The organism is Pseudomonas aeruginosa (assembly GCF_001457615.1).
GTDB lineage: Bacteria > Pseudomonadota > Gammaproteobacteria > Pseudomonadales > Pseudomonadaceae > Pseudomonas > Pseudomonas aeruginosa.
This window is the reverse complement of sequence record NZ_LN831024.1, coordinates 2,245,656-2,259,189: the sequence shown is the minus strand read 5'-3', so window position 1 is coordinate 2,259,189 and position 13,534 is coordinate 2,245,656. Positions and strand designations below refer to the sequence as shown.

Genomic DNA, 13,534 nt, shown 5'->3' with positions numbered 1-13,534 from the left:
CAGCGTTTTCTCCGCCCGCAACTTCCGAGCGCCGCCGGGAGTCTCAACCACAGGGCCTCGCGCCGGAGCGTTGTCTGACAGAAAGGCAAACCCGGCGTATGGTGAACATTCATATCGATGAGGGAGAACAACATGCCCTGGTACGCCTGGTTGATCATCGTCCTCGCCCTGGGCTCCATCGTCGGCGGACTCCTGCTGCTACGCGACTCGGCGAAGAAGCTGCCGTTGAGCGAGGAACAGCTCAAACGCATCCATGAACGCAACGCCGAGCTGGACGCGCAGGAGGCGAAGGACCGCTGAACCTATTGGCCTGCCGGCGGGTCACTAGGTCTCGTAGGAAAACCCCGGCGGGCGAAAAACCGGCGAGGCGAAGGCTCGCGGGGCGGAGTCATGCGGGCCGCGCGTGGTTTTTCCTGCGCAACCTGGGGTTCGTTCCCCGTGTGTTTCCCTCTGGCAGAAGGTTCGTTCCTTGCGCTTTTCCCATCCGCGGGTCGAAATGCCTTTAGAATCCCTCCTTTAAACGGGAGGCTGCATGCTCGGGCGTCTGATACCGCTTCTACCCATTCTGTTCCTGCTCGGGGGCTTCTTCACCGGGCACATCGCGCTGCTGACGGCGGTCATCGTCCTGCTCTACATCATCTGGGTGACCTACGCCGAGCGCTGGCTGCCGACCCTGCTCTGGTGGCCGGTGAGCCTCGCCGCCAGCGCCCTGATCGCCATCCACTACCTGCCCGGCTTCATTCCCCTGCGCCTGTTCCCCTGGGACCTTGCCAGCGCCAGCCCGCCGATCCAGATGATCTGGCTGCCCTGGGACAAGGCCCTGGTCGCCCTTACCCTGCTCGCCTGGTGGCTACGCCGGCCGAAGCAGCCGCTGGTGTCGCTGGATATCACCGCGCTGGCCTTCTGCCTGACCTTCTTCGTGGTGCCGCTGCTGTCGATCATGACCAATGCCGCGAGCTGGCAGCCGAAGTGGCCGGATGCCTTCTGGTGGTGGCTGGTACTGAACGTCGGGGTGGTCTCGCTGGCCGAGGAGGCGTTCTTCCGCGGCCTGCTGCAAAGCCAGTTGATCCGCTGGTTCGGCGCCTGGCCGGGAATCATCGTCGCGACCCTCGCCTACGCCGCGCTGCACCTGCTGGTGAACCCGGTGTACGCGCTGCTGGCCGGGATCGCCGGGCTGGGCTACGGCATGGTCCTGCACTTCAGCGGGCGGCTGTCCCTGGCGGTGCTGCTGCACGCCTCGATCAACACCCTGCACTTCCTCCTGCTGAGCTACCCGTTCCGCCTGATCTCCGAGTGATCAGGCGTCCTTGATCACCAGCGCCAGGGCCTCCTCGGCGAGCTGATCGAGACTCATCGGTCCTTCCGGACGGAACCAGGTGGTGGTCCAGGACAGCGCGCCGGTGAGGAAGCGCCGCAGGATGAACGGATCGCCCTGGCAGTAGCCGGCCAGCCGCGCCTCCCCCAGCACGTCGAGCCACATCTGCTCGTAGATGTCGCGCAGGCCGAGGATGTACGCCTGGCCTTCGGCGGACAGCGAGCGCCACTCGTAGACCAGCACCGCCATCGCCTCGCCGGTACCGCCCATGATCGATTGCAGCTCGCAGCGGATCAGTCCCAGCACCCGCTCGCGCAGGTCCTCGGCGTCGGCCAGGGCGGCGCGCATCAGGGCGGTGTTGTAGAGGATGGTCTCTTCCATCACCGAGCGCAGGATCTCGTCCTTGCTCTTGAAGTGATGGAAGATGCTGCCCGACTGGATGCCCACCGCGCTGGCCAGGTCGCGCACCGTGGTGCGTTCGTAGCCTTTGCTGCGGAACAGGTGGGCGGCGGTCTGCAGCAGCTTGCCGCGGGCGCTTTCCGGATCGGTGAGCTGTCCGGTAGCCACCAGCTCCAGCATCACTTCCCGGGCTTTCTGATCGTCCAACGCTGAGTACCCCTTTTCCGGATCGTCGGCGGCTCGGTGCCGCTCATCCGCGCGCCCGGCCGCTCCGTATTTGCCGACCGGCCTCGGGATTGCCCCGCAAGTGCTTGTCGGCATTCATGAAATGTATGCCTGCGAAGACGACCGAGCAAGCGCTTGGGTAACAGCCGAGAACGGATTTGTTTCCGCCCTCTTCTCAACCAAGCGCTTGCTTGGTAATGTCGCCCCACACTTCCGCCGTCACGGGTCAAGAACAATGCAAAAGACCGTACGCATCGGCTGCGCCTCGGCCTTCTGGGGCGACACCTGCACCGCGGCCGCGCAGCTGGTGCGCGGCGCGCCGCTGGACTACCTGGTGTTCGACTACCTGGCCGAGATCACCATGTCGATCATGGCCGGCGCCCGCCTGAAACAGCCGGACGCCGGCTACGCCACCGACTTCGTCGAGGTCCTCGCACCACTGCTGGGCGAGATCGCCGAGAAGAAGATCCGCGTCATCAGCAACGCTGGCGGGATCAATCCGCAGGCCTGTGCCGCCGCCCTCGCCGCGGCCTGCGAGAAGGCCGGGGTGCAGCTGAAGATCGCCGTGCTCCATGGCGACAACCTGCAAGCGCGCCAGGCCGAACTGGCCAAGGCCGGCATCCGCGAGATGTTCAGCGACGCGCCTTTCCCGCCGATGTGCGTCTCGCTCAACGCCTACCTCGGCGCGCCGGGCATCGTCGAGGCCCTGCGCCTGGGCGCGGATATCGTGATCACCGGCCGGGTGGTCGACAGCGCGGTGGTCAGCGCCGCCCTGGTGCACGAGTTCGGCTGGGCCTGGGACGACTACGACCGACTGGCCCAGGCAGCCCTCGCCGGGCACATCGTCGAATGCGGCGCGCAATGCACCGGCGGCAATTTCACCGACTGGGAGCAGGTGCCGGACTATGAGCACATCGGTTTCCCCATCGTCGAGGTCGAGGCCGACGGGCGCTTCGTGGTGACCAAGGCGCCCGGCACCGGTGGCCTGGTCAGCGAACTGAGCGTCGGCGAACAGATGCTCTACGAGATCGGCGACCCACGCGCCTACCTGCTGCCCGACGTGGTCTGCGACTTCACCGAGGTGCGCCTGCGCCAGGTCGGACCCGACCGGGTCGCGGTGGAAGGCGCGCGCGGCCTGCCGCCCACCGACCGGTACAAGGTCAGCGCCACCTATCCGGACGGTTTCCGCTGCACCGCCAGTTGCCTGATCGCCGGCATCGATGCGCTGAAGAAGGCCGAGCGGGTCAGCCAGGCGATCATCGCCAGGACCGAGGAAATCTTCGCCGAGCGCGGCTGGGAGCCCTACCGCGAGGTCAATGTCGAACTGCTCGGCAGCGAAGCCACCTATGGTCCCCATGGGCGACGGCAGGACAGCCGCGAAGTGGTGGTCAAGCTGGCCGTCCGGCATCCGCGCAAGGAAGCCCTGGTGCTGTTCTCCCGCGAGATCGCCCAGGCCGCCACCGGGATGGCGCCCGGCCTGACCGGCATCGTCGGCGGCCGGCCGACGGTGTATCCGGTGATCCGCCTGTTCTCTTTCCTGATCGACAAGGCGCAATGCGCGTTGAGCGTAGAGATCGACGGCCAGCGCCATCCGCTGGAACTGCCGGTCCTCGAAGCCTTCGACCCGGCACGATTGGCCGAGGCGCGCCAGCCGCCACGCCCGGAGCAGCCCGCCAGCGCCAGCGTGCCGCTGGTGAAGCTAGCGGTGGCGCGCTCCGGCGACAAAGGCAACCACAGCAACATCGGGGTCATGGCGCGGCGCCCGGAGTACCTGCCGTGGATCGCCGAGGCGCTGGAGGAAGGCGCGGTGGTGGACTGGATGCAGCATGTGCTCGACCCGCAGACCGGCCGGGTCGGCCGCTGGTACCTGCCGGGCAGCCACAGCCTGAACTTCCTGCTGGAGAACGCCCTCGGCGGCGGCGGCGTCGCCAGCCTGCGCATCGACCCGCAGGGCAAGGCCTTTGCCCAGCAGTTGCTGGAGTTCCCGGTGGCGGTGCCGCAGGCGCTCGCCGACGCGCTGGAAACGCAAGGCAGATAACCACAACCAGGAACGGCGAATGCGGCGTTCCGCTGCCCCTCTACGGGATTCATCGGAGTCACCAGAACAATGAGCTACGACTCGATCTTCCGACCTGGCCTGTTCGACGGCCAGACCATCATCGTCACCGGCGGCGGCAGCGGCATCGGCCGCTGCACCGCCCACGAGCTGGCGGCCCTCGGCGCCCACGTGGTGCTGGTCGGACGCAAGGCGGAAAAGCTGGAGAAGACCGCCGGCGAGATCGTCGAGGACGGCGGCAGCGTCAGCTGGCACGCCTGCGACATCCGCGAGGAGGAAGCGGTGAAGACGCTGGTGGCGAATATCCTGGCCGAACGCGGGACCATCCATCACCTCGTCAACAACGCCGGCGGCCAGTATCCCTCGCCCCTCGCCTCGATCAGCCAGAAGGGCTTCGAGACCGTGCTCCGCACCAACCTGGTCGGCGGCTTCCTGGTCGCCCGCGAAGTGTTCAACCAGTCGATGAGCAAGACCGGCGGCAGCATCGTCAACATGCTCGCCGACATGTGGGGCGGCATGCCCGGCATGGGTCACTCCGGCGCCGCACGCTCCGGCATGGAGAATTTCACCAGGACCGCCGCCGTCGAGTGGGGCCATGCCGGCGTGCGGGTCAACGCGGTGGCGCCGGGCTGGATCGCGTCCAGCGGCATGGATACCTACGAAGGCGCGTTCAAGGCGGTGATCCCGACCCTGCGCGAGCACGTGCCGCTCAAGCGCATCGGCAGCGAGTCGGAAGTCGCCGCCGCCATCGTCTTCCTCCTCTCCCCCGGCGCCGCCTTCGTCAGCGGCAACACGATCCGCATCGACGGCGCCGCCAGCCAGGGCAGCCGCGCCTTCCCGCTATTCAAGGGCAAGCCGGGACAGAGCCGCGCGTACAACGGCTTCCACCGCGCCTACCTGCCCGACGTACTGAAGGACCAGGAGGACTGACATGCCCGCGATCCAGTCGGAACTCGACGTCAACGGCGAGGACTTCGCCCGCAACCGCGAGGCCATGCTCGCCGCCGTGGCCGGCTTCCGCGAGTTGGAGCAGAAGGTCCTGGACAAGGCCGCCGAGGCCAGGCCGAAGTTCGAGAAACGCGGCCAGCTGCTGCCGCGCGAACGCCTGGCGCTGCTGCTCGACCCGGGCGCGCCGTTCCTCGAACTGTCCTCGCTGGCCGGCTACAAGCTGCACGACGACAAGGACGGCACCCAGGCCGGCGGCGGGATCATCGCCGGGATCGGCTACATCGCCGGGGTGCGCTGCCTGGTCAGTGCCAGCAACAGCGCGATCAAGGGCGGCACCATCTCCCCGACCGGGCTGAAGAAGACCCTGCGCCTGCAGCAGATCGCCATGGAGAACAAGCTGCCGGTGGTGACCCTCACCGAAAGCGGTGGCGCCAACCTCAACTACGCGGCGGAGATCTTCGTCGAAGGTGCGCGCGGCTTCGCCAACCAGGCGCGGATCTCCGCCATGGGCATTCCCCAGGTCACCGTGGTGCATGGTTCCAGCACCGCCGGCGGTGCCTACCAGCCGGGGCTGTCGGACTACGTGGTGGTGGTGCGCGGCAAGGCCAAGATGTTCCTCGCCGGGCCGCCGTTGCTCAAGGCCGCCACCGGCGAGATCGCCAGCGACGAGGAACTCGGCGGAGCCGAACTGCACGCGCAGGTCGCCGGCACCGCGGAATACCTGGCGGAAAACGACGCCGACGGCGTGCGCCTGGCCCGCGAGATCGTCGGCATGTTGCCGTGGAACGCACAACTGCCGGCGCGCCCGGCGCGTTCCTGGCGCGAACCGCTGTACCCGGTGGAGGAGCTGCTCGGGGTGGTTCCGGCCGACCCGAAGAAGCCCTACGACGTCCGCGAGATCGTCGCGCGCATCGCCGACGGCTCCGAGTTCCTCGACTTCAAGAACGAGTTCGACGGCCAGACCGTCTGCGGCCACCTGCGCATCGAGGGCCACGCCTGCGGCCTGATCGGCAACAACGGACCGATCACCCCGCAGGGCGCGGCCAAGGCGGCGCAGTTCATCCAACTCTGCGAACAGAGCAACACGCCGCTGCTGTTCCTGCACAACACCACCGGCTTCATGGTCGGCACCGAGTCGGAGCGCCAGGGCGTGATCAAGCACGGCTCGAAGATGATCCAGGCGGTGGCCAACGCCCGCGTGCCCAAGCTGACCCTGGTGGTCGGCGGCTCCTACGGCGCCGGCAACTACGCGATGTGCGGACGCGGCCTCGACCCGCGCTTCATCTTCGCCTGGCCGAACAGTCGCACCGCGGTGATGGGCGGCGCCCAGGCCGGCAAGGTGCTGCGCATCGTCACCGAGGAGAAACACGCCAAGGAAGGCAAGGAAGCCGACCCGAAGATGCTCGACATGCTGGAAACCGTCACCGCGCAGAAGCTCGACAGCCAGTCCACCGCGCTTTACGGCACCGCCAGCCTGTGGGACGACGGCCTGGTCGACCCGCGCGACAGCCGCAGGCTGCTCGGCTACCTGCTGGATATCTGCGCGGAAGCCGAGGCGCGGCCGCTGAAGGGCAACAGCTTCGGGGTCGCGAGGTTCTGACTGCAACAGGCGAGCCGGCGACAGCCCCTCTCCCCGCTCTCCCTGAAGGAAGAGGGTTGGGAAAGAGCAAGCGGATCCTGCCGGAAAACAATGATGCCCAGGAGGAAAGACAACCCATGATCTTCACCCAGGAACACGAGGAACTCCGCCGCACCGTTCGCAGCTTCGTCGAGCGGGAAATCAACCCCAACGTCGACCAGTGGGAAAAGGACGGCCGCTTCCCGATCCACGAGATCTTCCGCAAGGCCGGCGAACTCGGCCTGCTGGGCATCTCCAAGCCGGAGAAGTTCGGCGGCATGGGCCTGGACTACAGCTACTCGATCGTCGCCGCCGAGGAATTCGGCAGCATCACCTGCGGCGGCATCCCGATGGCCATCGGCGTGCAGACCGACATGTGCACCCCGGCCCTGGCCCGCTTCGGTTCCGACGAGTTGCGCGAGGAGTTCCTCCGCCCGGCCATCGCCGGCGAGATGGTCGGCTGCATCGGCGTCTCCGAGGTCGGCGCCGGCTCCGACGTCGCCGGCCTGAAGACCACCGCGCGCAAGGACGGCGACGACTATGTGATCAACGGCAGCAAGATGTGGATCACCAACTCGCCGTCGGCCGACTTCATGTGCCTGCTCGCCAATACCTCCGACGACAAGCCGCACGTCAACAAGTCGCTGATCGTGGTCCCGATGAAGACCCCGGGCATTACCCTCAGTCCGCACCTGGACAAGCTCGGCATGCGCAGTTCGGAGACCGCCCAGGTGTTCTTCGATAACGTCCGCGTACCGCAGCGCAACCGCATCGGCGCGGAGGGCGCCGGCTTCATGATGCAGATGCTGCAGTTCCAGGAAGAACGGCTGTTCGGCGCGGCCAACATGATCAAGGGCCTGGAGCACTGCATCGACGTCACCATCGAGTATTGCAAGGAGCGCAGGACCTTCGGCCAGCCGCTGATCGACAACCAGGTCATCCACTTCCGCATGGCCGAGATGATGACCGAGGTCGAGGCGCTGCGCGCCCTGGTCTACCAGGCCACCGAGCTGTACGTGAAAGGCAGGGACGTGACGCGCCTGGCTTCCATGGCCAAGCTCAAGGCCGGCCGCCTCGGCCGCGAGGTCAGCGACGCCTGCCTGCAGTACTGGGGCGGCATGGGCTTCATGTGGGACAACCCGGTCTCCCGCGCCTACCGCGACACCCGCCTGGTATCCATCGGCGGCGGTGCCGACGAGATCATGCTCGGCATCATCTGCAAGCTGATGGGCATCCTGCCGGGCAAGAAGAAAGGCTGACGTTCCAGGAGGAAACCGGCATGAGCCTGCCGCATTGCGAGACCCTGCTGCTGGAACCCATCGAGGGCGTCCTGCGGATCACCCTGAACCGCCCGCAAAGCCGCAACGCCATGAGCCTGGCGATGGTCGGCGAACTGCGCGCGGTGCTCGCCGCCGTGCGCGACGACCGTAGCGTGCGGGCGCTGGTGCTGCGCGGCGCCGGCGGGCACTTCTGCGCCGGCGGCGACATCAAGGACATGGCCGGTGCCCGCGCCGCCGGGGCGGAAGCCTACCGCACGCTGAACCGCGCCTTCGGCAGCCTGCTGGAGGAAGCCCAGGCCGCCCCGCAACTGCTGGTGGCGCTGGTGGAAGGCGCGGTGCTCGGCGGCGGTTTCGGCCTGGCCTGCGTGTCGGACGTAGCGATCGCCGCCGCCGATGCGCAGTTCGGCCTGCCGGAAACCAGCCTCGGCATTCTCCCGGCGCAGATCGCGCCTTTCGTGGTCCGCCGCATCGGCCTGACCCAGGCCCGCCGCCTGGCCCTCACCGCCGCCCGCTTCGACGGCCGCGAGGCGCTGCGCCTGGGCCTGGTGCATTTCTGCGAGGCCGACGCCGATGCCCTCGAACAGCGCCTGGAGGAAACCCTCGAGCAACTGCGCCGCTGCGCGCCGAACGCCAACGCCGCCACCAAGGCCCTGCTGCTGGCCAGCGAAAGCGGCGAACTCGGCGCCCTGCTGGACGATGCGGCGCGACAGTTCGCCGAAGCGGTGGGCGGCGCCGAAGGCAGTGAAGGCACCCTGGCCTTCGTACAGAAACGCAAGCCGGTCTGGGCCCAGTGAGCCACGACCGCGAAACAGGGCAACAGCCTCCAGGAGCCGAACGACATGCCCAGCTTCAACAAGATCCTCGTCGCCAACCGCGGTGAAATCGCCTGCCGGGTGCTGCGCACCGCCCATGAACTGGGCTACCGCAGCGTTGCCGTGTACAGCGAGGCGGACGCCGAGGCCCGCCATGTGCAACTGGCCGACGAGGCCGTGTGCATCGGCCCGGCAGCGGTGGCGCAGTCCTACCTGAATATCGAGGCGATCCTCGACGCCGCCCGTCGCAGCGGCGCCGAGGCGATCCACCCCGGCTACGGCTTCCTCTCCGAGAACGCCGAATTCGCCCGTGCCTGCGAAGCCGCCGGGATCGTCTTCATCGGCCCGGATGCGGAAGCCATCCACCTGATGGGCAGCAAGCGCCTGTCGAAGATCGCCATGCTCGCCGCCGGGGTGCCGTGCATCCCCGGCTACGAAGGCGCCGAACAGGACGACGCGACCCTGCGGCGCGAGGCCGAACGCATCGGCTACCCACTGATGATCAAGGCCAGCGCCGGCGGCGGCGGCCGCGGCATGCGCCTGGTGGAGGAACCCGACCAACTGCTGGACCAGTTGCGCACCGCACGCTCGGAAGCGCTGGGCGCCTTCGGCAGCGCCGAACTGATCCTGGAGAAGGCCGTGCTGCGCCCGCGCCATGTGGAGATCCAGGTGTTCGGCGACCGCCACGGCAACCTGCTCTACCTCGGCGAACGCGACTGCTCGGTGCAGCGCCGCCACCAGAAGGTCATCGAGGAAGCTCCCTGCCCGGTGCTCGATGCCGACCTGCGTCGCGCCATGGGCGAGGCGGCGGTGAAGGCCGCGGCTTCGGTCAACTACGTGGGCGCCGGCACCGTCGAGTTTCTTCTCGGCGAGGATGGCCGCTTCTACTTCCTGGAGATGAATACCCGCCTGCAGGTCGAACACCCGGTCACCGAACTGGTCACCGGCCAGGACCTGGTGGCCTGGCAGATCCGCGTCGCCGAGGGCCATCCGCTGCCGCTGCGGCAGGAACAGGTGGAACTGCGCGGGCATGCCATCGAGGTCCGCCTCTACGCCGAGGACGCCGGTCGCGGCTTCCTGCCGCAGACCGGCACGGTGCTGCGCTGGGACCCGGAACTGCTGCCCGGCGTACGCATCGACCATGGCCTGGTCGAGGGGCAGGCGGTGACGCCCTTCTACGACCCGATGCTGGCCAAGCTGATCGCCTACGGGGCGACCCGCGACGAAGCCCGGCGCAAGCTGATCCGCGCGCTGGAGCGCTGCGTGCTGCTGGGGGTCGACGGCAACCAGCGGTTCCTCGCCAACCTCCTGGCGCATCCGGACTTCGCCGCCGGCGAGGCGACCACCGCCTTCATCGGCGAACGCTTCGCCGAAGACCCCAGCCTGCAACCGCGCCAGCCGGGCGCCGAGGAACTGGCCCTGGCCGCCGCCCTGCTCTACCAGGCCGGCGCCGAGGCCAGTGCGCACCAGCCCGGCCTGGCCGGCTGGCGCAGCGCCGCCGGGGCACCGTGGAAGATCGTCCTGAAGCACGCCGAACAGCGCCTGGAGATCGGCCTGGACGTCCTCGAAAGCGGTCGCCGGCCGCGACTGCTGGCGCGCCTGGAGCGACGCGAGATCGCCGTGCGCCTGCTCGACTGCGACGGACGCTGGGCCAGCGCCGAACTCGACGGCATTCGCCGCCGCCACGCCTACCACCTGGACGGCGGGCGCCTCTGGCTATACGGCCACGGCGGCAACCTCGAACTGCTCGACGTCACCCACGCCGGCGCCAGCGCCCAGGCCGGCGCCAGTTCCGGCACGCTCAAGGCGCCGATGGACGGCGCCATCGTCGAGGTGCTGGTCGGCGAGGGCGAGCGGGTCGGCAAGGGCCAACTGCTGCTGGTGCTGGAGGCAATGAAGATGGAACACCCGCTGAAGGCCGGAGTCGACGGCGTGGTCCGCCGCGTCCAGGTCGGCCGTGGCGAGCAGGTGCGCAACCGGCAGGTGCTGGTCGAGGTGGAAGCCGACGCCTGAGACAACCCGCCGCTCATCCGCAACGACAACGACAAGAAAACGGAGACGCCCATGTCACTGCACGGCAAGACCCTGTTCATCACCGGCGCCAGCCGCGGCATCGGCCGGGAGATAGCCCTGCGCGCCGCGCGCGATGGCGCCAACCTGGTGATCGCGGCGAAGAGCGCCGAGCCGCATCCGAAGCTGGAAGGCACCATCTTCAGCGTCGCCGCCGAGGTCGAGGCCGCCGGCGGCCAGGCCCTGCCGCTGCAACTCGACGTGCGCGACGAGCAGGCCGTGGCGGCGGCCATGGCCCGCGCCGCCGAACGCTTCGGCGGGATCGACGCGCTGGTCAACAACGCCGGGGCGATCCGCCTGGTCGGGGTGGAGAAGCTGGAGCCCAAGCGCTTCGACCTGATGTACCAGATCAACACCCGCGCGGTGCTGGTCTGCAGCCAGGCCGCCCTGCCCTACCTGCGCAGGAGCGCCAACGGCCACATCCTCAGCCTGTCGCCGCCGATCAACCTGGCCGGCAGGTGGTTCGCCCAGCACGGCCCCTACACGGTCACCAAGTACGGCATGAGCATGCTTACCCTGGGGATGCACGAGGAGTTCGGGAAATACGCCATCAGCGTCAACGCGCTGTGGCCGAAGACCATGATCGCCACCGCCGCCATCGAGTTCGAGCTGGGCAGCCGTGACGCCTTCCGCCGCGCGCGCACCCCGGCGATCATGGCCGACGCCGCGCACGCCATTCTCACCAGCGAGGGGCGCAGCCTCAGCGGGCGCCTGCTGGTCGACGAGGAATTGCTGCGCGAGCGCGGCCAGAGCGATTTCGAGCAGTACCGCTACGACCCGGAGGGTGGCGCGCTGGTGCCCGACCTGTTCCTCGACTGAGGTCTCCGACGAAAGGCGCGCGGCGCTCTGCGGCGGGCTTCCGGGCTATTTGCCGAAGTGCCCCGGGGCGACCGCGCAACGGTCATAGCCGAGGCGGCGGCTGCGGTCTAGAGTCGCGGGAGCGTCCTACGCCCCGCACAACAACGACAAGCGCGAGAGCCATGACCCACGCCGACCTGATCACTTTCAACCGTTTCGTTGCCCGCCTGCCTGCCACCTTCGGCCGCGTGCCGCGCATGCTGCGCGGCCTGTACTACACCGCGATCCGTAACCGCGAGAAGAGCCTGTCCCTGGGCTGGGCGCTGGAGCGCGCGGCACGCCTGTACCCGGACAACCCGGCGGTGCTCGACGGCCAGCGGCGGATCAGCTACGCCCTGTTCAACGGCTGGGCCAATCGCCTGGCGCGCGCCTTCAAGGCCGAGGGCGTAGGCCACGGCAGCGTGGTCGCGGTGATGCTGGAAAACCGCGTCGAGCTGCTGGCGATCCTCGCCGCCCTGGCCAAGCTCGGCGCCATCGGCGCACTGGTCAACACCACCCAGCGCGGCAAGGTCCTGGTGCACAGCCTGAACCTGGTGAAGCCCGGCCACTTCGTGGTCGGCGAAGAGTTGCGCGAGGTGTTCGAGGAAGTCCGCCAGGAGGTGCTCGGCAACGCCGGCCATTGCTACTGGGTCGACGACGGCGACACCCTCGGCGATCCCGGCTCGCCGCCGATGGGCTGGCGCAACCTGATGCGCCTGGCCCAGGGACAGACCTCGGAGAACCTCGAGGACACCGGCAGGGTGCGGCTCAAGGACTCCTGCTTCTACATCTACACCTCCGGCACCACCGGCCTGCCGAAAGCCTCGATCATGAGCCACGGCAAGTGGATCAAGGCCTACGGCGGCTTCGGCCATTCCGGTCTGGGCCTGGGCCGCGACGACGTGCTCTACCTAACCCTGCCCTGCTACCACAACAACGCCGTGACCGTCTGCTGGAGCGCGGCGCTCGCCGGCGGCGCGGCCATGGCCCTGCGCCGCAAGTTCTCCGCCAGCGGTTTCTGGAAGGACGTGCAACACTACCGGGCGACCTGCTTCGGCTACATCGGCGAGCTCTGCCGCTACCTGCTGAACCAGCCACCGTGCGCCGAGGAACGCGGCAATAGCCTGACCTGCATGATCGGCAACGGCCTGCGCCCGTCGATCTGGGCCGAGTTCAAGCAACGCTTCGAGATCCAGCGGATCACCGAGTTCTACGCTTCCAGCGAAGGCAACATCGGCTTCACCAATGTATTCAATTTCGACAATACGGTGGGCTTCTCCCCAGCCACCTACGCCATCGTCCGCTACGACCTGGAGAACGACCATCCGGTGCGCGACGCCAAGGGCTTCATGGAGAAGGTCGGCAAGGGCGAGGTCGGCCTGCTGATCAGCGAGATCAGTGCGAAGTGGCCGTTCGACGGCTACACCGATCCGGCCAAGAGCGAAGCGGTGATCCTCCGCGACGTGTTCAAGAAGGGCGACGCCTGGTTCAACACCGGCGACCTGATGCGCGACATCGGTTTCAAGCACACCCAGTTCGTCGACCGTCTCGGCGACACCTTCCGCTGGAAGGGCGAGAACGTTTCCACCACCGAGGTGGAAAACGCCCTCGGCGCCTTCGACGGGGTCGAGGATGCGGTGGTCTACGGCGTGGAGATTCCCGGCACCAACGGCCGCTGCGGGATGGCCGCGCTGCGCCTGGCCGATGGCGTCGAACTGGACCGCGACGCTCTCGCCGCGCACCTCGACCGCGAGTTGCCGGCCTATGCCACACCGGTGTTCCTGCGCCTGCTGCGCGAAGTCGAGACCACCGGCACCTTCAAGTACAAGAAGACCGACCTCAAGCGCGACGCCTACGATCCCGCGCGGGTCAGCGACAAACTCTTCGTCAGGTTGCCCGGCAGCGCCGGCTACCAGCCGCTGGACGCGGAGCTGTACCAGGCGTTGCAGGAGCAGCGCTACCGCTTCTGAGCAC

Annotated in this window: 11 protein-coding genes; 10 read left to right on the top strand and 1 reads right to left on the bottom strand. The window is 68.1% G+C overall.

Features of this window, described 5'->3' with window-relative positions; all coding sequences use genetic code 11:
- The first annotated feature begins 132 nt into the window (after positions 1–132).
- A complete protein-coding gene (locus AT700_RS10460) occupies positions 133–300 on the top strand; it encodes a DUF2897 family protein (RefSeq protein WP_003090984.1) in 168 nt (55 codons plus the stop codon).
- A gap of 232 nt (positions 301–532) precedes the next feature.
- Entirely contained in the window at positions 533–1,297 is a 765-nt protein-coding gene (locus AT700_RS10455; RefSeq protein ID WP_003090986.1) for a CPBP family intramembrane glutamic endopeptidase, read from the top strand.
- Here the strand turns inward: AT700_RS10455 and atuR are convergent, their stop codons facing one another.
- Entirely contained in the window at positions 1,298–1,921 is a 624-nt protein-coding gene (gene atuR / locus AT700_RS10450; RefSeq protein WP_003117641.1) for an atu genes transcriptional repressor AtuR, read from the bottom strand.
- Positions 1,922–2,174: 253 nt separating this feature from the next.
- Here atuR and AT700_RS10445 point away from each other — a divergent pair, with 253 nt between their 5' ends.
- From AT700_RS10445 to AT700_RS10410, 8 genes are all read left to right on the top strand, one after another.
- Positions 2,175–3,977 (top strand): acyclic terpene utilization AtuA family protein, encoded by a 1,803-nt coding sequence (locus tag AT700_RS10445; RefSeq protein WP_003130781.1) that lies wholly within the window; start codon positions 2,175–2,177, stop codon positions 3,975–3,977.
- A gap of 69 nt (positions 3,978–4,046) precedes the next feature.
- Positions 4,047–4,925 (top strand): SDR family oxidoreductase, encoded by an 879-nt coding sequence (locus AT700_RS10440; protein WP_003090991.1) that lies wholly within the window; start codon positions 4,047–4,049, stop codon positions 4,923–4,925.
- Position 4,926: 1 nt separating this feature from the next.
- On the top strand, positions 4,927–6,543 hold the full coding sequence (gene atuC, locus AT700_RS10435; RefSeq protein ID WP_003090993.1) for a geranyl-CoA carboxylase subunit beta: 1,617 nt from the start codon (positions 4,927–4,929) through the stop codon (positions 6,541–6,543).
- Between the two features lie 116 nt (positions 6,544–6,659).
- Complete coding sequence (gene atuD, locus AT700_RS10430; RefSeq protein WP_003101733.1) at positions 6,660–7,820, top strand: citronellyl-CoA dehydrogenase; 1,161 nt, start codon at positions 6,660–6,662, stop codon at positions 7,818–7,820.
- Between the two features lie 20 nt (positions 7,821–7,840).
- The gene (gene atuE, locus AT700_RS10425; protein WP_003143706.1) at positions 7,841–8,635 is read left to right on the top strand and encodes an isohexenylglutaconyl-CoA hydratase; all 795 of its coding nucleotides are present in this window, start codon (positions 7,841–7,843) and stop codon (positions 8,633–8,635) included.
- Positions 8,636–8,680: 45 nt separating this feature from the next.
- On the top strand, positions 8,681–10,666 hold the full coding sequence (gene atuF, locus AT700_RS10420; RefSeq protein WP_034071653.1) for a geranyl-CoA carboxylase subunit apha: 1,986 nt from the start codon (positions 8,681–8,683) through the stop codon (positions 10,664–10,666).
- Positions 10,667–10,717: 51 nt separating this feature from the next.
- A complete protein-coding gene (locus tag AT700_RS10415; protein ID WP_003101741.1) occupies positions 10,718–11,542 on the top strand; it encodes an SDR family oxidoreductase in 825 nt (274 codons plus the stop codon).
- A gap of 161 nt (positions 11,543–11,703) precedes the next feature.
- Complete coding sequence (locus tag AT700_RS10410) at positions 11,704–13,530, top strand: long-chain-acyl-CoA synthetase (RefSeq protein WP_003117644.1); 1,827 nt, start codon at positions 11,704–11,706, stop codon at positions 13,528–13,530.
- Positions 13,531–13,534 lie beyond the last annotated feature (4 nt).